This window comes from Magnetovibrio sp. PR-2, from assembly GCF_036689815.1.
GTDB lineage: Bacteria > Pseudomonadota > Alphaproteobacteria > Rhodospirillales > Magnetovibrionaceae > Magnetovibrio.
Window position 1 is genome coordinate 1 of sequence record NZ_JBAHUR010000005.1, and the last position, 18,315, is coordinate 18,315.

Sequence of the window (18,315 nt, forward strand, 5' to 3'; positions counted from 1 at the left end):
CCGTTATCAAAAATCTCGTATGCCGATCCAAGCGGATGCCGAAGACGCTAAGATCCAATTCGAATGGAATATACCGCGTTATTTTGAGGCTGTTGGTTCTGGCGAAGCGTCTCCTGAGTTTGTTCAGGAAGCGGAGTCCATGCGCGTTCTCGCGGCTAATGTTTTGCCGTCAGAAAGAAGCAAGTTTATCACCGCAAGAATCGTCGCTTCATCGACCATCAACGTCTACGATGTAGAAATAAACGGATGTTCGTGAGGTTGTTCTGCAACCGCCCAATGGCATGAGCTGAGTAGTTATGAGGTATCACGTAATACCATAAAAAAAGCCGCCCCAAATCGGAGCGGCTTTTTTATGTGTTTGGGCTGGTCGCTTATGACGCAGCAGGCGCATCCTCAAATGCTATGTCGTTGTCGGTGAGGGTCTTTTGCAGCTCACCGGCTTCGTACATTTCTTTGACGATGTCGCAACCACCAACAAACTCGCCTTTGACGTAAAGCTGCGGGATGGTCGGCCATTGCGAAAACTCTTTGATGCCTTCGCGGATTTGCGGGTCTTGCAACACGTCGATGCCTTTGAATTTTACTTGCATGTGAGACAGCACGCCGACGACAGCGGCGGAAAATCCGCACTGCGGGAACATCGGGTTGCCTTTCATGAACAAGACCACGTCCGTGCCCTTGATCTCGTCTTCGATACGTTTGAATGTTGCTTCTTTGCTCATGGGGTAAAACCTTTAACTTCGGGGATATTAGGCGTCTTCGGGGACGGAGGTCTGCAGGCCCAGGGCGTGCAAGTCGCTGTCCATGGAGCCCTTAAGGGCGGCATAAACCATTTGGTGCTGCTGCACCCGGGATTTGCCGACAAAGGCTTTGGAAATGACACGTGCGGCATAATGATCGCCGTCTCCGCGCAAGTCCTCGATATGGACTTCGGCGTCCGGCAGGCCTTCTTTGATCAGTTTTTCGATCACGGCGGCTTCCATGGCCATAATGCGTTCTCCTACTCTACGTTTTCACCCTATTCGAAGTCCGGATGCGCCATGTAGTCCGGCATCCAACCTTCGTGTGCATCTGATAGGTGTGCAACAGATATGCGCCCAGCGTTCTCAATGGTCAAGTCACTATTTTGAACCATTCCAAGTTTTGTCGCAACCAACCCGGCTGCTTCAGCCGCTGCGACCAGCGTGGTCGCGTCTTTGGTGGTGGTGACATAACGCGCTTGATCTTCACCGAACAGCCAGGCGTGCAGGGGCAGATCACCGCTGCTATCCGCGATATCCGCGCCCAGGCCCGACTTCATCGCCATTTCAGCCAAGCCGACGGCCAGTCCGCCATCGCTTAAATCGTGGCATGCGGTGATGTTTGCGTCCAGGATCTGACCACGGACAAAATCGCCGGTTTTGCGTTCCAAGGCGAGATCCACAGGCGGCGCAGAACCTTCTTCGCGGCCTTCGATCTCGGCCAAGTATTGGGTGCAGCCCATGTGGCCCTTGGTTTCGCCGATGAGCACGATCGCGTCGCCTTCAGCCACAAAGCCCATGCCGACGGCTTGGTTGACGTCGGCGATGATGCCCACGCCACCGATGGTCGGGGTCGGCAAGATGCCTTGGCCGTTGGTTTCGTTGTACAGCGACACGTTGCCCGAAATCACCGGATAATCCAATGCCGTGCAGGCTTCACCAATACCTTGAACGGCGCCGACAAATTGCCCCATAATTTCCGGGCGTTCAGGGTTGCCGAAGTTCATATTGTCGGTGATGGCGCGGGGCAAAGCACCCGTGGCGGTGACGTTGCGATACGTTTCCGCGACCGCTTGCTTGCCGCCTTCGATCGGGTCGGCCAGAACGTAGCGGGGCGTTACGTCGGAGGTCATCGCCACACCTTTTGTGCTTCCGTGGATGCGCACCATGGCGGCGTCGCCACCTGGACGGCCCAGACCCATTGTGTCGCCCATGACCATGTGGTCGTACTGTTCCCAAATCCAGCGTTTGGAACAGCCGTTGGGCGAGCTCACCAGCGATTTGAGGGTTTCTATCATGTCGGCGGGAGCTTTAAGCGAAGCCGGGTCGATGTCCGGGCGTTTCGGCGTCGGCACGTGCGGGCGGTCGTATTCGGGGCTGGCGTGGGCCAAGGGCGCGATGGGCAGGTCGGCGACCATGCCGCCACCGTGGAACAGGCGCATGCGGCCAGTGTCCGTGATTTCGCCGATGATGGCGAAGTCCAGTTCCCACTTTTCAAAGATCGCTTGCGCCATCTCTTCTTTGCCGGGTTTCAACACCATCAGCATGCGCTCTTGAGATTCGGAGAGCATCATTTCGTAAGGTGTCATGTTTTCTTCGCGCTGGGGCACGTTGTCCAAGTTCATGTCGATGCCGACACCACCGGATGATGCCATTTCAAACGAAGAGGACGTCAAACCCGCCGCACCCATATCCTGGATCGCGACGATGGCGTCGGTGGCCATCAATTCCAAGCAGGCTTCCAGCAACAGTTTTTCGGTGAACGGATCGCCCACTTGAACGGTGGGGCGTTTTTCTTCGGTGTCGGCGGTAAACTCGGTTGACGCCATAGTGGCCCCGTGGATACCGTCGCGTCCGGTTTTGGATCCGACATAGACTACAGGGTTACCGATACCGGCAGCCGCGCAATAGAAAATGTTGTTGGCGTCAGCGAGACCGACGCACATGGCGTTGACCAAGATGTTGCCATCATATGACGTGTGAAATTCACATTCGCCTGCGACCGTCGGCACACCCATGCAGTTGCCGTACCCGCCGATGCCTTCGACCACACCGTGGACCAAGTGACGGGTTTTTTCGTGTTCGGGAACGCCGAAGCGCAGCGCGTTCAGGTTCGCAATGGGACGAGCCCCCATGGTGAACACGTCGCGCATGATGCCGCCGACACCCGTGGCCGCGCCTTGGTAGGGCTCGATATAGCTCGGGTGGTTGTGGCTTTCCATTTTGAAGATCAGCGCATCGCCGTCGCCCACGTCAATGATGCCTGCGTTTTCGCCGGGGCCGCAAATGACCCAGGGTGCTTCAGTGGGAAGGGTTTTCAACCATTTTTTCGAAGACTTATAGGAGCAGTGCTCCGACCACATGACGGAGAAAATGCCCAACTCGTTCAAGTTCGGCTCACGCCCCATGATGTCGAGCACCATTTTGTACTCGTCTTCGGACAGGCCGTGTTCGGCAACGATTTCGGGAGTAATTTCGCTCATTCTTTTTCTCCCTTACGCCGCAAAGCTTTTGATCAGGCCGTCGAACATGGGTTTGCCGTCGGTGGCACCGTGCAGCGGATCAACCAAGCGTTCGGGGTGGGGCATCATGCCCAGCACGTTGCCTGCTTCGTTGACGATGCCCGCGATGTCGTTGCGCGAACCGTTGGGGTTGTCGACGTAACGGAACGCCACTTGGCCGTTGTCTTCAATGGCTTTCAGGGTTTCGTTGTCGGTGAAGTAATTGCCGTCGTGGTGGGCCACGGGATACGTGACGATGTCACCCGTTTGGTATTCGGTGGTGAACACCGTGTCGGTACGTTCGACCTTCAGCTCTACGTCTTTGCAAATGAACTTGAGGTTGGCGTTGCGCATCAAGACGCCCGGCAGTAGGCCGCTTTCACACAGCACTTGGAAGCCGTTGCACACGCCCAGAACTTTGCCGCCGCGCTCTGCATGCTTGACCACTTCGGCCATGATGGGGCTGCGCGCCGCCATGGCACCACAACGCAAATAATCGCCGTAAGAAAAGCCGCCCGGAATGGTGACCAGATCGTAACCGGAAAGATCGGTTTCGCGGTGCCACACCATATCGACGGGGGAGCCCAAAGATTGTTCCAGCGCAACCTTCATATCGCGGTCGCAGTTGGAAGCGGGAAAGACAATGACGCACGCTTTCATGGAGCTCAGCCCTCAAGATCGATGGTGTAATTTTCAATCACGGTGTTGGCGAGCAGCTTTTTGCACATCTCTTCAACGGCGGCGCGGGCTTTGGCTTCGTCGGTTTCAGCCAGCTCCAACTCGATGAACTTGCCTTGGCGGGCTTCGTTAACGCCGGCAAAGCCCAAGGAGGCCAGGGTGTGCTCGATGGCTTTGCCTTGGGGGTCCAAGACGCCGTTTTTCAAAGTGACGTGAACTTTGGCTTTCATGAGTGCTCTCGTTTAGATGCTCGAAAAGTGGATTGAAACGCGAGAGGCCGGCCCTCTATCTGAATGGGGCCCGGCCTTGCGTGAATTATTGAAGTGTGTCGGAACCGGGAACGTCGCCGGGGCCGGATTCGGGCAAGATGCCCAGACGGCGCGCGACTTCTTGATACGCGCCTTCTACATTCCCCATATCGCGGCGGAAGCGGTCTTTGTCCATTTTTTCGTTGGTTTCCACGTCCCACAGGCGGCAGTTGTCCGGGCTGATTTCATCGGCCAGAATCAAGCGCATCTGCTCTTCTTCATAGACGCGGCCGAACTCCAACTTGAAGTCCACCAAGCGAATGCCGATGCCTAAAAACAGGCCGACCAGGAAATCGTTGATGCGCAAGGACATGGACATGATCTCGTCCAAGTCCTGCGGCGTGGCCCAACCGAACGCGGTGATGTGTTCTTCGGAAATCATCGGATCGTCCAGCTCGTCGGACTTGTAATAGTACTCGACGATTGAACGTGGCAACGGCGTGCCTTCGGGCATATCAAAGCGTTTGGACAGCGAGCCTGCGACAATGTTGCGCACGACAACTTCGATGGGCACGATTTCGACTTCACGGACCAACTGTTCGCGCATGTTCAAACGGCGCACAAAGTGGGTGGGAATGCCGATGTCACCAAGCTTGACCATCAGGTATTCTGAAATGCGGTTGTTGAGCACGCCTTTCCCGGTGATGGTGCCTTGTTTTTTATTGTTGAAGGCGGTGGCGTCGTCTTTGAAGTATTGAACAACGGTTCCGGGCTCGGGACCTTCGAAGATCACCTTTGCTTTGCCTTCGTAGAGCTGCCTGCGTTTGGCCATGTGACTTGCTTTCCAAAAGTGGCGCGGGAGGGGGGGAATCGACCCCAACTCCTTTGGCGCAAAAAAGAAGGGGGTGATATAGCACTTGAGGGGGGGCAAAACAATGTTAAGTGACTCAGACTTCAGGTGCTTTTGGCTCCTAAATCTCGACATTTACCCATTCGACTTCGCCGGGTTTGCCGCCACGAAAACGCCAAAGGGTGGAAGTCTCTGGATTATCTGACCTTTTGGCCGCACTGGGAACGGCCAAAAGGGAACTTGAAGATGTTCCAAAGCCCCAGTCGGTTTCAATAAACATGGCACTTTCGGGTGCGTCTGAGGGCGCGCGCTCAGGGCTTTCCAACAGATTTTGCCATGCCCCCCATTCACCCGCGTCAGGATTCGGTGTTTGTGCGGTTGCGAAATGGGGGAAATGGTGCTTCTGACGTGCAGAATTGGCCGGGTCGTTTAAGTCGTGGGCGGTGATCATGGACAGCCCCAGGTCTAGGGTCTGAACGATGATTTTGTCCTCATTTTCGCGCAGCCCAACCCAATAGGCATCCCGCGCATCGGCGACGATGAGGTTGAACGGCCGGTAGGCTTCTGGGGCGAGATCCGCGAGCGCTTCAGCGGCGACGGAGGCCTCGGCATGGTCCAGGGCTTCCAGCGGCAATTCACCGCGCGAACGCTTGTTTTCTGCGGGTCCCAGGGTGCCCGGGCGGTTTAAAACGCAGGCCACCAGGCCAAAATCGTTGACCCCTAGCCAGGTGCCTCCGGCCAGCTCGTCAAGCCCCGCGACGACGTCTTCGCGCTCCGGCCAATGGCGGGCAGGGGGTAGCCACGGGCGGCTCCCGCTTTCGTCGCGGTTAGCGCCAATCAGGAGCGGCCAGTCGTGTTCAGGGCGGCGTAAAATAACAACGGTACACATAATCGACAGTTTATAACCTTTTTTGCACAAAAAAGCCTTTTGTTTTGCACTGCAAGATGGCAAATTGCCCCCGCAATTGCAGCCCGGTTGCCAAACGCAATCGGCGCCTTACATTTGACGATAAGGGCTCTGATTGTACAAGAGTCCGCACCCGTTTCTGGTCGCCCGCGCCTAGAGCCTTGTAAAATAGGGAATACCGAACACATGTCTGACACCTTTTCTGAACGCGAAAAGAGCTTCGAAGCCAAACAAAAGATGGATGATGAGATGCAGTTCAAAGCTGTGTCGCGTCGCAACAAACTGTTGGGCGAGTGGGCTGCGGAAAAAATGGGGATGAGTGGTTCGGAAGTCGAAGCTTACGCCAAAACCGTCGTGATTGCCGATCTGGAAGAGCCCGGTGACGACGATGTGGTCCGCAAAGTCATGGGTGACTTCGAAAGCCGGTCCGTCTCCGTTTCCGAAGACGAATTGCGTACCGAAATGGAACGTCTTTTGGGTATCGCGGTTGAACAAGTCAAAGACGACTTTGAACCGTTGGGTGAAGATCACAGCTAAGCGCTTCCATATCCAAATTTTCAAAGCCCGGCTGGCCCCGCTCGCCGGGCTTTTTGGTGTCTTAAGCTTGCGCGTTAAGGTTTTATTGACTAAAGTCTCCCCCGTTTTGAGCTCTAATGGTTTGGACACAAACGTGAAATTGAATTTGACCAGGATTGTGAGCGGGGGCATCGCAGCTGCGCTTTTGAGCGGTTTTGTGCAGGCTGCGTCTGCGCAATCTGCAGGTGCACAGCCCCAGGCGAGCAACGTGTTTTGGTCCATGGTTCAGGCGCAAGACCCGTATTTCAATAAACCCGCATCGGTGATGCCGCGGAGCTATACGCGCACAGAGACGAAACCCGTTCCGGCGGCCCGCACACGGCCTGATCCGTGGGACTATGGGCAATCGTACCAAACGTATCCCAATACCCGGGTGGCTGCTGCTGATCCGGCCCAACGCTCAGCTTATGGCAACAGTGATGCCCTTTGGGGCTATATCTCTGAACTGCGCTTTGGCGTGATGGGCCACGATGTGCGCTTTCCCAGCCGCCATGAATTCCACATGCCCAATCCGTTCGAAAACCGCTACGAAGGTGGCGTGAACGTGAACCCGGAAGTGATCTTTACATCGCCCGATTGGTTGGAGTGGGCCTATTCTCCGCGTCCTCGCGTCGGCGTCTCCATCAACACGTCGGGTGATACCAACAGCGCGTATACCAGCTTGGGCTGGGACACGGCTTGGGATAACGGCATTTATCTAGACGGCTTCTTTGGCTTGGCGGTGCACGATGGCGAGCTCACCGATGGCAATCCGCAAGGCAAAATCGAGTTTGGTTCGCGCGTGCTGTTTCACTTAGGTGGGGATATTGGCTGGCGCTGGGATGAGCACAACGGCATCGCTTTGGTGTGGGAGCACATGTCCAACGGGTCTATGCTGGCCAGCAAGAACCAAGGCATCGACAGCTTAGGGCTGCGCTACAGCTATCGATTTGATTCCCCGAAATGATCCTTCGTTATTGACGCAGGTCTTTTTTCCCGCCTAGAGTTTGTATGAAGAAAATGGGCGGGGATTTTTCATGAGCGATGATTTCTCGGGCGTATACGCCCACGGCGTTGAGGGCATTGCCCAAGAACTCCGTGATGAGGCCATCGAAGAAGCCAAAGAGCTGGTGCGTGACCTGGATGTGCAGCTCGACGACTTCCGCCACGAGCGGTTGGGTTCGGACGAACTGCTTGCCGAAATCTCCAAAAAAGCCCTGAAACTCAAGGTCCAGGCCGGAAACGTTGGCTTGCGTCTGGTGGGCAACATCGCCCAACGCTTGGAAGACTTTATCGTCAATGTCAAAACCCTGCCGCCCCGCGCTGCCGATGATCTGCAAGTCTTTATCGACCGTTTAGAAGACGTTTGCGAAGGCACATTGCCCCTAGACAGTGACGCTTCGAAAGTTGTGCGGGACTTGCCCGCCAAAGTGGGTTTTTCCGAATCCGACATTGAAGTGCGTAACATCGAGGTCATGCTGGTTATGCACCACAGCACAGCGGCCCACTATGTGGAGCGTGAGTTGCAGCAGTGTGGTTACCGTGTGCATACGGTCTCGACCGTCTTAGACGCCTTCGCCCAGGTCGTGCGCACCAAGCCTGACTTTGTCATCATCAATGCCATGATGCCGGAACTGGACGGCATTGATCTGGCCATTGGTCTCACGTCTATGCCGGCCACCCGCAACATCCCCATGGCGCTGATCACCAGCCTGGACGATAGCAACGAACACCTGCAGTACTTGCCCAAGCACACCTCGGTTATTCACAAAGGTGCGTCGTTTGGCGACGATTTATTCAAGGCGTTGGATAATCACTTTTTGATTTAGGCTTAGTGCTTTGAAAACGCGTCGTGGGCTTTGCAAATCAGGCCCGTGATCGGACGCGGTTTGGGCGGGGGGAGCTGTTCTTTGAGCAACGCGCGCACCGCCACCTCAGGATCGCTTTCGCGGGTCATAATGGCTTTCACCCCCCGCTTTTCCATGCGCCGCAAAAAGCTGTCGCCGGAACTGGCAGCGATCAGACCTTCGATTCCGTCCAGTGGATGCGGCCCGTCGTCTTTGAAGTGATGAAAGACTTGGGGCTTTTCCAGCTCGACCTGGGCGGGGGGCAGGTGAAGCTCGCCGTCTTGAACCTCGAACACCAGCCAGCGCCGGTTTTTCCCGGCGTGACCGGTGACGGTTTCGAAGTTTTTGCTGGCGACGGCGATCTTCATCTTAGCCAAACACGCGCTTGAAAATGTCGTCCACGCGTTTGGTGTGGTAGTCGATGGAGCTTTCGTCCAGCAGACCTTTGAGGTCTTCGACGCTCAACGCCGCTTTCAAATCCTCGTCATGAGACAAGAAGTAGAACAAGCGGTTGTCGTGGTCTTTGGCACCCTTCTCAACGTCGTTGAGTTCCGGCTCGCTGTCGGGATTGTCCGGATCGATGCCAAAGCTTTTCCACACCAACATGGCATTGCGCTGAACGATTTTATAAGCGGCTTCGCGCGACACGTCGTTTTGGGTCAAGAACAACAACACGCGCTGGGCATCGTGGATGCCGCCGAACTCGTTGAGTTGTTTCATCATGTTGTCGGGATAGACCACCAGCTTAGTCACGGTGCCGATCAAACGCTTGAGGGCGAAGTTCAACGTCACCGTGGCGTCAGGGCCGATCATGCGTTCGACGGAGGAGTGCGAGATATCACGTTCGTGCCACAAAGCGACGTTTTCCAACGCGGGCGTCACCGACATGCGCACGATGCGCGCCATACCCGTCAGGTTTTCCGTCAAGATCGGGTTGCGCTTGTGCGGCATGGCGGAGCTGCCTTTTTGCCCCGGCGCAAAGTATTCCTGCGCTTCACGCACTTCGGTGCGTTGCAGGTGGCGGATTTCGGTGGCGATGTTTTCCATGCTCGACGCGATCACGCCCAAGGTGGCGAAGTACGCCGCGTGGCGATCGCGTGGAATGACTTGGGTGGAAACCGGCTCCGGCGTCAGGCCCATTTTTTCCGCCACGTGTTCTTCGACGCGCGGGTCAATGTTGGCAAACGTGCCGACGGCACCACTGATGGCGCAGGTGGCGATGTCTTTGCGGGCAGCCAACAGGCGTTCTTTGCCACGTGCAAATTCTGCATAGAAGCGTGCGAACTTGATGCCCATGGTGGTGGGTTCGGCATGGATGCCGTGGCTGCGCCCGATGCAGGCCATGTCTTTGGTTTCCATGGCGCGGATTTTTAAGGCGTCCAACAGCTCGTCCAAGTTTTCCAACAAGATGTCGGCGGCTTGGGTCATTTGCACGGACAGGCACGTATCCAACACGTCGGAGCTGGTCATGCCTTGGTGCACAAAGCGGCTTTCTTCGCCGACGTGTTCGGCAAGCTCGGTCAAAAACGCGATGACGTCGTGCTTGGTTTCCATTTCGATCTCGTCGATGCGGGCGATGCGCGCGTCGGTGTATTCCTTTTGGCCTTTTTCCCAAACGGCCTTGGCGGCATCTTTCGGGATGACACCCAGTTCGGCCAGCGCGTCACAGGCGTGGGCTTCGATTTCGAACCAGATGCGGAATTTGTTGGCGGGCTCCCAGATTTTGGTCATCTCGGGGCGGGAATAGCGCGGAATCATGCGGGAATCTCCGTATTGAAAAGTTGCCCGGACTATACCCAAATTCCCGCGAAAAGAAAGGGGGCTTAGATGCGGCCCCGCGACTTCGCCAGATACCAAATCATCGCAAAGGCTTGCAGAACGATCATGGCCCCAAAGGCCGCCTGGAAGCCTGCCGGGTCATACCCGCCTGCTGCTGTTTGCGGCCATAAATCGATGATGCCGCCCACCGCCCACTGCCCGGCGAAAGCCAGCACGAACACCAGCAGATTGATGGCCGTGTTCACGCGTCCCGCCAAGTTGGCGGGGAAGGCCTGGGACAAGGCGGCGTAGGGGAGAATACCTGATGTGGCCAAGAAGCCAAACGCGACCCAAGCCAAGAAGGTCAGCGTTGGATTTCCAACCGTGAGCTCTAAGGCGATGACCACCTGCATACACAAAAAGCCCGCCATGCCGATGGCAGCCGTGGTCATGGTGGGCACGCCTTTGATCTTGTGCAGGCGCTCGGCGACGATGCCCCAGGTGAAAAAGCCCGCGACCATGGCGGCGGCAATCCAAAACAGGTGGGTGGCGACGTCTGTGCGCGCCAACCCGCCGACATCCTTCAGCCACGGTCCAGACCACAATCCCTGGATGGTCAGGAACGCCGCTTGCGAAAACATGCACAGCGGGGCTGCCCGCCAAAACACCGGGCTGGTGAAGACCTCGACCACCCCCGCCCAGGCGTCTTTCAGCTTGGCGTCTGCATGACGTTCGATCTTGCGCTCCGGCACCACAAAAAGAATGGCGAAGGCGGCGATAAGCGTGAGCCCGGCCAAAATCCAAAACACGCCGCGCCAATCGGTGAAGCCCAAGGCCATTTCGACCGGCTGGGTCGCGGCCAAGGCACCAAGCCCGCCTGCGGTCATCTGAAAGCCGTTGATTAAGGCCAGGCGTTCTTTGGGGAACCACTGCACATAAGCTTTGAACGCTGCCATCAAACACGCCGACACACCGAAACCGATGAGCCCACGCGCCAAGATCAAGGACGTGACACTTTCCGCCATGGCAAATAGCGCAGCACCCAAGGCGGCGAACACCAACAACCCGGCCTCAATCTTGCGCGGCCCATAGTGGTCCAGCAATACACCCAAAGGCAGTTGGAACGCGGCAAAGGTGAGGAAATACGCTGCCGTGAGCAATCCCAGCGCCGACGCCCCCAGGCCCAAATCTGCCACCAAATCAGGTGCTATGACGGCGTTGACGACGCGATATAGGTAAGACAGGAAATAGCCCAAGGCAAACGGCACAAAGACGCGGATGGCGATTGCGGTGGTGAGGCTTGGGGCGGCGGGTGTGCTTACAGTCATCTTGGTATTAGTGGGGATGGGAGTGGGGGAGGTCAATGGTAGAGTTTTTCATGAACCTCCCCCAACCCTTCACGACTTCTGCGAAAACCGTTGTTTGTCCTTCATGGCACGTTTCACCATTTTGCCAAACGCGCGGTCGCGGGACCGTCGCTCGGCCAGGGTTTCGCGGTTGTAGCTTTCTTCCGCCACCAACTTGCGCCAGCGTTTGAGGCGATCCGGGTCCAGCTCTCCGGCTTCGACAGCAGCCAAAACGGAGCAGCCCGGCTCCGTGTCGTGTTGGCAGGTGGAATAGCGGCACGATTGGGACAGCTCAACGATGTCGGCAAAGACCTCGTTCAGGCCGTCTTGTACGTCGGTCAGCTGCAGCTCGCGCATGCCTGGGGTGTCGATCAACCAGCCACCCGACGGCATGCGGTGAAGCGCGCGCCCCGTGGTGGTGTGACGGCCCTTGGCGTCGTCTTCGCGAATGCCGCTGGTGGCGATTTGGGGATTGCCGATCAAGGAATTGATCAGCGTCGACTTGCCCACACCGGACGAGCCCACCAGGGCCACGGTTTGACCGCTCTTGCACCAGGGCAACAGACGCTCAACCTCGGACCCGTCCAGCGCATTGAGGCTTTCGACCATCTGCACCGCTTGCAAGCCATAGGCTTGATTGACGTAGTCTTGGGGATGGTCGCACAAATCCGCTTTGGTCAGTACGACCACGGGTGTGACTTGGGCATCCAGGGCGAGGGCGAGATAGCGTTCCAACCGCGCAATGTTGAAGTCTTGATTGCACGAGGTGACGATCAAAAGCGTGTCCACGTTGGCGGCAATCAGTTGAACGTCCCGCCCGGTGCCCGCCGCCCGGCGTTTGAACTGGCTGGCCCGCTCCAACAGTCTTTGCGGACGGTGGGTTTGGGCGTCCACCACCAACCAATCGCCCACGGTGGCGCTGGTTGTGCTGTCGTTAGGGTCACTGCGGTAAGGCGGGATGGAGGTCTCAACCCCCGGCCCCGCCACATGAATGGCCCCGCGATGAACGGCCATCACGCGTACAGGCACGGCGTTATCGAAGTCTTCGGCATCCAGTTGGGAAGTGAAATAGGAATTCCAGCCGTACTCGGCCAGATCGGTTATTTGAAATGTCATTGCTCATACACCAGCTTTTGCGCACCAAGCGTGGGCGCGCAGGAAATAATCAGTGAGCATCGGCGTGTCCCAAAGGACCGCATCCGATGTGCGGCTGGTTCAGCGAAAGCCTAAGCCTTCAAACCAACCCGCTGCGTGACAATGACAATCAAAAAACCTCCTGTGGTGGGGATTTGGAACGGGGTTGATTCTGGCACAGGTTGGAGGGGGCGACAATGGGGGAGCGTCACCAAAGGACAACCAAGCACCATTCTCACGTGGGCATTGTTACTCGTAATCATCCCATTATTTGCGAGGATGGGGCGGGAAGGTCAAGAGCGACTATGCTTTGAGGCAGATTACGATGAAGCTAGATAAGATTTTCCACATTGACTTAAGGTGATGGTCGGAAGGAAAGAAGTCTTTGCTATGGACGTATTTGTTCATAGTGTTTGCAGAAAGAATAGGTTCAGTATTTTCGAATTTTTTCAAGCCTTCCCAGTATTTAAAATCAACTAGGTTTTCACCGCGCATGTGGTCAGCAATCTTCTTGAACCGATTTGCCAGTTTATCATTGGGATGAATGTTTGTGAGCTGTTTACGGTCAATATAATTATCAATCGCGAATTCTAATAGTACACGAAACAAAACAGCTATTGCATTGTCATGTTCTTCAAAGCGAAGATGGTGCTGTAGCTCTCCCCAAACATCCATTGCTCGTTGAGTGTGAGCTTGAGGGTAAACCCCATAATCAATATCGTGTGGGATCAACGTGGTTTGCTTAGGTGGCTTAGGTGAAGAAGTAGGGGACTTAGGTGTCTTTGGCTTAGTAGGTTTTAGGTTTTTAAAGTTCTTATTTGTTGTTAAAGAATCTGTTGCTTGTGGCAACACGTCTTCCGTTTCCAAAAGATCAAGGTACTCTTTTTTACCTTTATTATCCCAAATATTGTCTAGGACGATTTCTTTAGAAATCATGTCATGGACAACGCGTGTTAAGCTTGTCATGACCTTTGTTTCATCGTGCGTGAGTTCGACGTGGTTTTTCTTCACAGAGATCCCCACACGATTTCGGAAGCTTTCAGATGAAAGGAGACGATTAAGGTTTGAACGGGGGACTTTAACATTAGGCTTAAGGTAATCGGCCTCTTTGAGTTTTTTTCAATTTCTTCGGCAACATTTACTTTTGCTTTTTTGCCACTGCGTTTAACAAAGTTAGATTTTGCCTCTGCGTCCCAGGGGCTCTGCCCAACACCATTTGCGACACCTGTGTGGCGACGGTATAGAATTTCATCAATTCGATCTTTATTAGCCTCGACTTGGCACTGGATATTATTTGGAAACGTCCCTTTCCAATCTGCCCGCCTTTCTTGAAAAAAATCACGCCAGCTTTCTGTCGGGGTAAGGGCAGGGTTGTCTATTAGTTTAAGGCAGGTCACACGGCGGTTGCCGTCAAATACGGTGTATTTGCCTTCTTCCTCATGAACAAGAGGGGGTTCGTAAATCTCACCTTCTTTAACAATGTCCTTTGCGAGATTTTTCATGTGCTCAGCGCGGTGCTTGAGCAGCCACTCCATCGCAGTTGCATCATCAACTAGCTCTCCATGTCGATCATTAGCATAGTTCACAGCAAGATCGCTTAGAGGGATAGATTTAATTTTCATTAGACAAGACTCCTGTATTCACAATTATTACGAGCACAAGAATGAGCTTGCAGCAAGTCTTGAGTTTTAAATAACGAGTTCTCCGACCTACTCACAATCAGGCAATATCACCCATGCAACGCCCGCACCGCCGTCTCCGGCTCCTTATCAATAATGTGCAACAACGCAATCGCTGGCCCTTCGGGGTGGCGGCGGCCTTGTTCCCAGTTGCGTAGTGTGCCAACGGGGATGTGAAATAAGGCGGCGAATTTGGGTTGGGACAGTCCCGTTTTTTTGCGGATTGTTTTGACGTCTACGGCACTCAATGTTTGCAGCACGGCTTTCGTCTCGTCGCCTTCGGCGTGGGCCAAGGCATCGTCCAATCCGTCCATGATTTTATCGAAGGCTGTGCTCATGATGGTGTCCTTGTTTTCCAGGCTTTGACGATGGCGGTGGTTGCGGTTTTGAGGGCATTGCGTTCCGCTTTGGTCAAATTGTCCTTTTCGTTTTTGGCAAATACGGCCAGCAGATAAACCGGAATCGTATTGTCATGAAAGAAATAAACCACCCGTGCTCCGCCGCTTTTGCCGCGCCCGGAAAGAGGGATACGGACTTTCCGGACACCGCCCGTGTTTTGGAGCAACGATCCGCAAGTGGGATCAGCAGCGATCAGGTCAATCACCACTTGGCGATCACTGTCGTTGAGCAATCCTTTTGCCTGGGACAAGTAAGCTTGCGTTTCGGCAATGGTGATCAATTTTTCTGTCATTTCAATACTACGCCAATGACGTACTTTTGGTCAATGAAAAAACATACGTCAATGGCGCATGCCTAGAGAAGCCCCATCGTCTTAAACGAACTGTTCCCCGACCTACTCACAATCACATGATCGTGCAGCTGTATCCCGAGCTTTGAGCCTGCTGACTGCAACTCTCGCGTCATATCGATGTCCGGCTGGCTCGGTGTGGGGTCACCTGACGGGTGGTTGTGGACCAAGATCAGCGCGCTGGCTTCTAATTCCAGGGCGCGTTTGATGACTTTGCGGGGATAGACCGGGGTTTGGTCGACGGTGCCTTCTTCTTGAAGCTCATCCGCGATGAGTACGTTCTGGCGGTTGAGAAACAACACACGAAACTGTTCGGTTTTGTTGGAGCCCATGCTCACACGGCAATAATCCATCAGGCTTTGCCAGTTGCTCAGCACCGGTTTGTTCATCACATCATCTTGCAACAAGCGTTCGGCAGACTGGCGCACGGCCAAGATGCTCACCGCCGCCACTTCGCCCATGCCGGAGACTTTCTGGAGTTCGTCGGCGTCCGCATTCATCACCGCACCGAACGAGCCGAACTTGTCGATCAAGGCCTTGGCGAGCGGTTTGACGTCGCGCCGGGGTGAGGCCGCGAACAGCAAGACCTCCAATAGCTCATAGTCCGCCAAGTCCCGGCCACGCGATTTCAAGAAGCGTTCGCGCAGGCGTTGGCGGTGTCCGGTGTAGTGGGGGGTCGATTGTGGGGTGTCTGGCATCGTGTTGGCACACTCAAAAAGAAGTTTTTGCGGCCATGCCTCTCAACATGGGTGTGTGCCGAGTGTGCCTAATTATAGGGGGGCTTGTCCAGACCTTCCGGCGACAACGTGAAGACTTCATAGCCGTCAGCCGTCACGCCGATGGAATGTTCGAACTGCGCGGACAAGGACCGGTCCTTGGTCACAGCGGTCCAACCGTCGGACAAAATCTTCACATCGTATTTGCCGAGGTTGATCATGGGCTCGATGGTGAAGAACATGCCTTCTTCCAGGCGCGGACCTGTGGAGGGCGAGCCGAAGTGCATAATGTTGGGCGCGTCGTGGAACACGCGGCCCAAGCCGTGACCGCAGAAATCGCGCACCACGGAGCAGCGCTGCTTTTCCGCAAAGGTCTGAATGGCGTGGCCGATGTCGCCTGTGGTGACGCCCGGTTTGACCACGCGGATGCCTTCCCACATGGCTTCATAGGTGATGTCGATGAGGCGCTGGGATTTGCGCGACGTTTCGCCGACACAAAACATGCGCGACGTGTCGCCGTACCAGCCGTCCAAAATGACCGTGATGTCCAAGTTCACGATGTCGCCGTCGTGCAGCTTTTTATCGCCTGGAATGCCATGGCAGACCACGTGGTTCACGGATGCACAGATGGATTTGGGAAAACCGCGATAGTTCAGCGGTGCGGGCTGGGCGCCGTGCTGGACGATGAAGTCGTGGCAGAACGTGTTGAGTTCTTCCGTCGTCACGCCGGGTTTGACCAAGGGCACAACGGCGTCAATGGTTTCAGCGGCCAAACGTCCGGCCTTGCGCATGCCTTCGAAGTCTTCCGAAGTGTGGATTTTAATGGTCTTGGACTGGTTCATCGTCTCTCAAAAGTCGTTCAGTTTCGCCGATTATGGCACGTTCGTTACAAAAGAACACCTATCCCTTTAGGTGGTGCTTCACAGCTCGATTTTCACCGGGCGATCGATTTCGATCTCCTCGGGCGTGACGCGGCAGCCATAGGCCACCACCTCGACACCGCGTTTGCGCGCCGCTTCTAACCGTTCGGCGTAGGTCGGGTCGATGTCACCCGCGACGACAAAGCTGTCGGCGTCGTCGCGCTGGACCAGGTAGAACATCACGGCGCGATGGCCTTCGTCCACCATGTCGGCGAGCTCGTCTAGGTGCTTGGCCCCGCGTGCAGTGACGGAATCTGGGAATTCAGCCGGGGCACCGTCGGAGAGATCCCGGCGCATGGTGGTGTTTTTCACCTCCACATAGCAATCCGGTTTGCCTTCGCCTTGCAAAAACACGTCGATGCGGGAGTTTTTGCCGTATTTCACTTCGCGTTTGAGCGTGTCGTAGCCCGTAAGCTCCGGAATTTGGCCCGCTTCGATGGCTTCATAGACAATGCGGTTGGGGTGTTGAGTGTTGATGCCCACCATGGCGTCGCCAATGCGCGTGATCTCCCAGGTGTATTGTAGCTTGCGTTTGGGATTGTTGGCGGGGCTGATCCACACGTCCGTGCCCGGCTCGTTCACCGACAGCATGGAGCCCGAGTTCGCACAGTGCGCGGTGACGACCGAGCCGTCTTGCAGCTCCACATCCGTCATAAAACGTTTGTAGCGTTTGATCAGTTTTCCAGGGATTAGGGGCGTTTCAAATTTCATGGGGCGCTCAGGGTCAGTCTTAAGTTTCTAAAATATCGACTAAGTTGGTTGTCGCTTGCCCCGGTTTCAAGGGCTGTTGTTGATCGGGGTGCGGCGACCAGGCGGTTAAATAGATAATATCGAAGGTCGCGGGGATGCGGCCTTCGCCTGCGTCGTCCATCCCGGCGAACTTTTCCATATAGATTTCTGCGGCGCGCATGATGGTGTCGCGGCGCGTGAAATGCTTGCGCCGTCCACTGATGGTGCCCGTTTCGCCCATGCCACGCAGGTCGTGCATCAGCTTAAAAATGTCGGGGTAACTCACCGTGATGGTTTCGGTGTCTACCACCGGAAGTGTCATCCCTGCGCGCTGCAAAAGCCCGCCTAAGTCCTGCACCGTGGCAAAGGGGGAGACGCGCGGGCTCATGCCCATTTCGATTTCAACCTCGGCCGTCATCAACGCCGTGCGCAGTTCTTGCAATGTGCCTTCCCCTAACAATGTGGCAAGGAACAAACAGTCGGGCTTGAGCGCCTTGCGAATTTGCACCAGCGCGCCGGGTAAGTCATTGGCCCAGTGGAGCGACAGATTGGACAGCACCAAGTCTACACTTTCGTCTGCAACGGGAAGGAATTCTTCGTCGGCGGCGAAGCTGAGGCCTGACGTTTTCGCCTTTGCTTTGGCGGTCATTTTGGGGGACGGATCGCACTGCACCAGCGTTTCAATGTTGCCGCGCACATGAGAGCCGACCTTTAAGCTTTTCGCGACCTCGCCGCCGTGACACCCGATGTCGAGGGCGAGCGGAAAGTCGCGTTTAACGTCGTCCAAACGCTCGGTCAGACGGTCGGCGATTTCTTTGAACAAAAAGTCGTGATCGTCGAGCGTGGTTGCGGCGCGTTCGCGGTGCTTGCGCACGGCTTCGCGTTCAAACAATTGCATGTGTTGTGGTGTCGCCATGCCCCCTATATGACACAGCCCGCTTCGGTGTTAAAGTCTTAGC

23 protein-coding genes are annotated in these 18,315 nt (G+C 55.6%); 4 read left to right on the forward strand and 19 right to left on the reverse strand.

From position 1 onward, the window contains the following. The coding region (locus V5T82_RS06805; protein ID WP_332894860.1) for a hypothetical protein at positions 1–256 on the forward strand (256 nt) is incomplete at its 5' end. Positions 257–371: 115 nt separating this feature from the next. Here V5T82_RS06805 and grxD read toward each other — a convergent pair. The 7 genes from grxD to V5T82_RS06840 all read right to left on the reverse strand — a co-directional run bounded on the left by grxD (position 372) and on the right by V5T82_RS06840 (position 5,906). Continuing rightward, entirely contained in the window at positions 372–722 is a 351-nt protein-coding gene (grxD, locus tag V5T82_RS06810) for a Grx4 family monothiol glutaredoxin (RefSeq protein WP_332894861.1), read from the reverse strand. A gap of 27 nt (positions 723–749) precedes the next feature. Continuing rightward, positions 750–989, reverse strand: a complete 240-nt coding sequence (locus V5T82_RS06815; protein ID WP_332894862.1) for a BolA family protein — start codon at positions 987–989, stop codon at positions 750–752. A gap of 29 nt (positions 990–1,018) precedes the next feature. After that, positions 1,019–3,223, reverse strand: coding sequence for a phosphoribosylformylglycinamidine synthase subunit PurL (gene purL / locus V5T82_RS06820; protein ID WP_332894863.1), 2,205 nt, complete (start codon positions 3,221–3,223; stop codon positions 1,019–1,021). A 12-nt stretch (positions 3,224–3,235) separates the two neighbouring features. Further along, positions 3,236–3,901 (reverse strand): phosphoribosylformylglycinamidine synthase subunit PurQ, encoded by a 666-nt coding sequence (purQ, locus tag V5T82_RS06825; RefSeq protein ID WP_332894864.1) that lies wholly within the window; start codon positions 3,899–3,901, stop codon positions 3,236–3,238. A gap of 5 nt (positions 3,902–3,906) precedes the next feature. Continuing rightward, complete coding sequence (gene purS, locus V5T82_RS06830) at positions 3,907–4,149, reverse strand: phosphoribosylformylglycinamidine synthase subunit PurS (protein WP_332894865.1); 243 nt, start codon at positions 4,147–4,149, stop codon at positions 3,907–3,909. A gap of 85 nt (positions 4,150–4,234) precedes the next feature. Then, positions 4,235–4,999 (reverse strand): phosphoribosylaminoimidazolesuccinocarboxamide synthase, encoded by a 765-nt coding sequence (purC, locus tag V5T82_RS06835; protein ID WP_332894866.1) that lies wholly within the window; start codon positions 4,997–4,999, stop codon positions 4,235–4,237. A gap of 139 nt (positions 5,000–5,138) precedes the next feature. After that, positions 5,139–5,906 (reverse strand): NRDE family protein, encoded by a 768-nt coding sequence (locus tag V5T82_RS06840; protein WP_332894867.1) that lies wholly within the window; start codon positions 5,904–5,906, stop codon positions 5,139–5,141. A gap of 204 nt (positions 5,907–6,110) precedes the next feature. Between V5T82_RS06840 and V5T82_RS06845 the strand changes: the two genes are divergently transcribed. The 3 genes from V5T82_RS06845 to V5T82_RS06855 all read left to right on the forward strand — a co-directional run bounded on the left by V5T82_RS06845 (position 6,111) and on the right by V5T82_RS06855 (position 8,308). Then, the gene (locus V5T82_RS06845; RefSeq protein WP_332894868.1) at positions 6,111–6,461 is read left to right on the forward strand and encodes a DUF1476 domain-containing protein; all 351 of its coding nucleotides are present in this window, start codon (positions 6,111–6,113) and stop codon (positions 6,459–6,461) included. 133 nt (positions 6,462–6,594) lie between these two features. Continuing rightward, a complete protein-coding gene (locus V5T82_RS06850; protein ID WP_332894869.1) occupies positions 6,595–7,446 on the forward strand; it encodes an acyloxyacyl hydrolase in 852 nt (283 codons plus the stop codon). A 70-nt stretch (positions 7,447–7,516) separates the two neighbouring features. Beyond that, the gene (locus V5T82_RS06855) at positions 7,517–8,308 is read left to right on the forward strand and encodes a response regulator (RefSeq protein ID WP_332894870.1); all 792 of its coding nucleotides are present in this window, start codon (positions 7,517–7,519) and stop codon (positions 8,306–8,308) included. A gap of 2 nt (positions 8,309–8,310) precedes the next feature. Here the strand turns inward: V5T82_RS06855 and V5T82_RS06860 are convergent, their stop codons facing one another. From V5T82_RS06860 to V5T82_RS06915, 12 genes are all read right to left on the reverse strand, one after another. Then, the gene (locus tag V5T82_RS06860) at positions 8,311–8,694 is read right to left on the reverse strand and encodes a NifB/NifX family molybdenum-iron cluster-binding protein (RefSeq protein WP_332895188.1); all 384 of its coding nucleotides are present in this window, start codon (positions 8,692–8,694) and stop codon (positions 8,311–8,313) included. Between the two features lies 1 nt (position 8,695). Beyond that, the gene (gene purB / locus V5T82_RS06865; RefSeq protein ID WP_332894871.1) at positions 8,696–10,084 is read right to left on the reverse strand and encodes an adenylosuccinate lyase; all 1,389 of its coding nucleotides are present in this window, start codon (positions 10,082–10,084) and stop codon (positions 8,696–8,698) included. A 65-nt stretch (positions 10,085–10,149) separates the two neighbouring features. Beyond that, positions 10,150–11,412 carry an MFS transporter gene (locus V5T82_RS06870; protein WP_332894872.1) on the reverse strand — a complete coding sequence of 421 codons (1,263 nt, stop codon included), beginning with the start codon at positions 11,410–11,412 and terminating at the stop codon, positions 10,150–10,152. Positions 11,413–11,481: 69 nt separating this feature from the next. Beyond that, positions 11,482–12,546: a ribosome small subunit-dependent GTPase A gene (gene rsgA / locus V5T82_RS06875; RefSeq protein ID WP_332894873.1), complete on the reverse strand. Its 1,065-nt coding sequence runs from the start codon at positions 12,544–12,546 to the stop codon at positions 11,482–11,484. 321 nt (positions 12,547–12,867) lie between these two features. Next, the gene (locus V5T82_RS06880) at positions 12,868–13,575 is read right to left on the reverse strand and encodes a hypothetical protein (RefSeq protein ID WP_332894874.1); all 708 of its coding nucleotides are present in this window, start codon (positions 13,573–13,575) and stop codon (positions 12,868–12,870) included. Continuing rightward, positions 13,572–14,186 (reverse strand): ParB N-terminal domain-containing protein, encoded by a 615-nt coding sequence (locus V5T82_RS06885; RefSeq protein ID WP_332894875.1) that lies wholly within the window; start codon positions 14,184–14,186, stop codon positions 13,572–13,574. Before V5T82_RS06885 ends, V5T82_RS06880 begins: the two co-directional genes overlap by 4 nt. A gap of 107 nt (positions 14,187–14,293) precedes the next feature. Beyond that, positions 14,294–14,581 carry a helix-turn-helix domain-containing protein gene (locus V5T82_RS06890; RefSeq protein ID WP_332894876.1) on the reverse strand — a complete coding sequence of 96 codons (288 nt, stop codon included), beginning with the start codon at positions 14,579–14,581 and terminating at the stop codon, positions 14,294–14,296. Continuing rightward, positions 14,578–14,934, reverse strand: coding sequence for a type II toxin-antitoxin system RelE/ParE family toxin (locus V5T82_RS06895; RefSeq protein ID WP_332894877.1), 357 nt, complete (start codon positions 14,932–14,934; stop codon positions 14,578–14,580). Before V5T82_RS06895 ends, V5T82_RS06890 begins: the two co-directional genes overlap by 4 nt. A gap of 62 nt (positions 14,935–14,996) precedes the next feature. Beyond that, complete coding sequence (gene radC, locus V5T82_RS06900; protein ID WP_332894878.1) at positions 14,997–15,689, reverse strand: RadC family protein; 693 nt, start codon at positions 15,687–15,689, stop codon at positions 14,997–14,999. 68 nt (positions 15,690–15,757) lie between these two features. Then, positions 15,758–16,549: a type I methionyl aminopeptidase gene (gene map, locus V5T82_RS06905; RefSeq protein WP_332894879.1), complete on the reverse strand. Its 792-nt coding sequence runs from the start codon at positions 16,547–16,549 to the stop codon at positions 15,758–15,760. A gap of 78 nt (positions 16,550–16,627) precedes the next feature. Then, positions 16,628–17,338, reverse strand: a complete 711-nt coding sequence (gene sfsA / locus V5T82_RS06910) for a DNA/RNA nuclease SfsA (RefSeq protein WP_332894880.1) — start codon at positions 17,336–17,338, stop codon at positions 16,628–16,630. Positions 17,339–17,357: 19 nt separating this feature from the next. Beyond that, on the reverse strand, positions 17,358–18,272 hold the full coding sequence (locus V5T82_RS06915; RefSeq protein ID WP_332894881.1) for a methyltransferase domain-containing protein: 915 nt from the start codon (positions 18,270–18,272) through the stop codon (positions 17,358–17,360). Positions 18,273–18,315: the final 43 nt, after the last annotated feature.

Coding starts and splice junctions, on each gene's coding strand:
- grxD (WP_332894861.1), bottom strand. CDS start 722: ATGAGCAAAGAAGCAACATTCAAACGTATCGAAGACGAGATCAAGGGC.
- V5T82_RS06815 (WP_332894862.1), bottom strand. CDS start 989: ATGGCCATGGAAGCCGCCGTGATCGAAAAACTGATCAAAGAAGGCCTG.
- purL (WP_332894863.1), bottom strand. CDS start 3,223: ATGAGCGAAATTACTCCCGAAATCGTTGCCGAACACGGCCTGTCCGAA.
- purQ (WP_332894864.1), bottom strand. CDS start 3,901: ATGAAAGCGTGCGTCATTGTCTTTCCCGCTTCCAACTGCGACCGCGAT.
- purS (WP_332894865.1), bottom strand. CDS start 4,149: ATGAAAGCCAAAGTTCACGTCACTTTGAAAAACGGCGTCTTGGACCCC.
- purC (WP_332894866.1), bottom strand. CDS start 4,999: ATGGCCAAACGCAGGCAGCTCTACGAAGGCAAAGCAAAGGTGATCTTC.
- V5T82_RS06840 (WP_332894867.1), bottom strand. CDS start 5,906: ATGTGTACCGTTGTTATTTTACGCCGCCCTGAACACGACTGGCCGCTC.
- V5T82_RS06845 (WP_332894868.1), top strand. CDS start 6,111: ATGTCTGACACCTTTTCTGAACGCGAAAAGAGCTTCGAAGCCAAACAA.
- V5T82_RS06855 (WP_332894870.1), top strand. CDS start 7,517: ATGAGCGATGATTTCTCGGGCGTATACGCCCACGGCGTTGAGGGCATT.
- V5T82_RS06860 (WP_332895188.1), bottom strand. CDS start 8,694: ATGAAGATCGCCGTCGCCAGCAAAAACTTCGAAACCGTCACCGGTCAC.
- purB (WP_332894871.1), bottom strand. CDS start 10,084: ATGATTCCGCGCTATTCCCGCCCCGAGATGACCAAAATCTGGGAGCCC.
- V5T82_RS06870 (WP_332894872.1), bottom strand. CDS start 11,412: ATGACTGTAAGCACACCCGCCGCCCCAAGCCTCACCACCGCAATCGCC.
- rsgA (WP_332894873.1), bottom strand. CDS start 12,546: ATGACATTTCAAATAACCGATCTGGCCGAGTACGGCTGGAATTCCTAT.
- V5T82_RS06885 (WP_332894875.1), bottom strand. CDS start 14,186: ATGAAAATTAAATCTATCCCTCTAAGCGATCTTGCTGTGAACTATGCT.
- V5T82_RS06890 (WP_332894876.1), bottom strand. CDS start 14,581: ATGAGCACAGCCTTCGATAAAATCATGGACGGATTGGACGATGCCTTG.
- V5T82_RS06895 (WP_332894877.1), bottom strand. CDS start 14,934: ATGACAGAAAAATTGATCACCATTGCCGAAACGCAAGCTTACTTGTCC.
- radC (WP_332894878.1), bottom strand. CDS start 15,689: ATGCCAGACACCCCACAATCGACCCCCCACTACACCGGACACCGCCAA.
- map (WP_332894879.1), bottom strand. CDS start 16,549: ATGAACCAGTCCAAGACCATTAAAATCCACACTTCGGAAGACTTCGAA.
- sfsA (WP_332894880.1), bottom strand. CDS start 17,338: ATGAAATTTGAAACGCCCCTAATCCCTGGAAAACTGATCAAACGCTAC.
- V5T82_RS06915 (WP_332894881.1), bottom strand. CDS start 18,272: ATGGCGACACCACAACACATGCAATTGTTTGAACGCGAAGCCGTGCGC.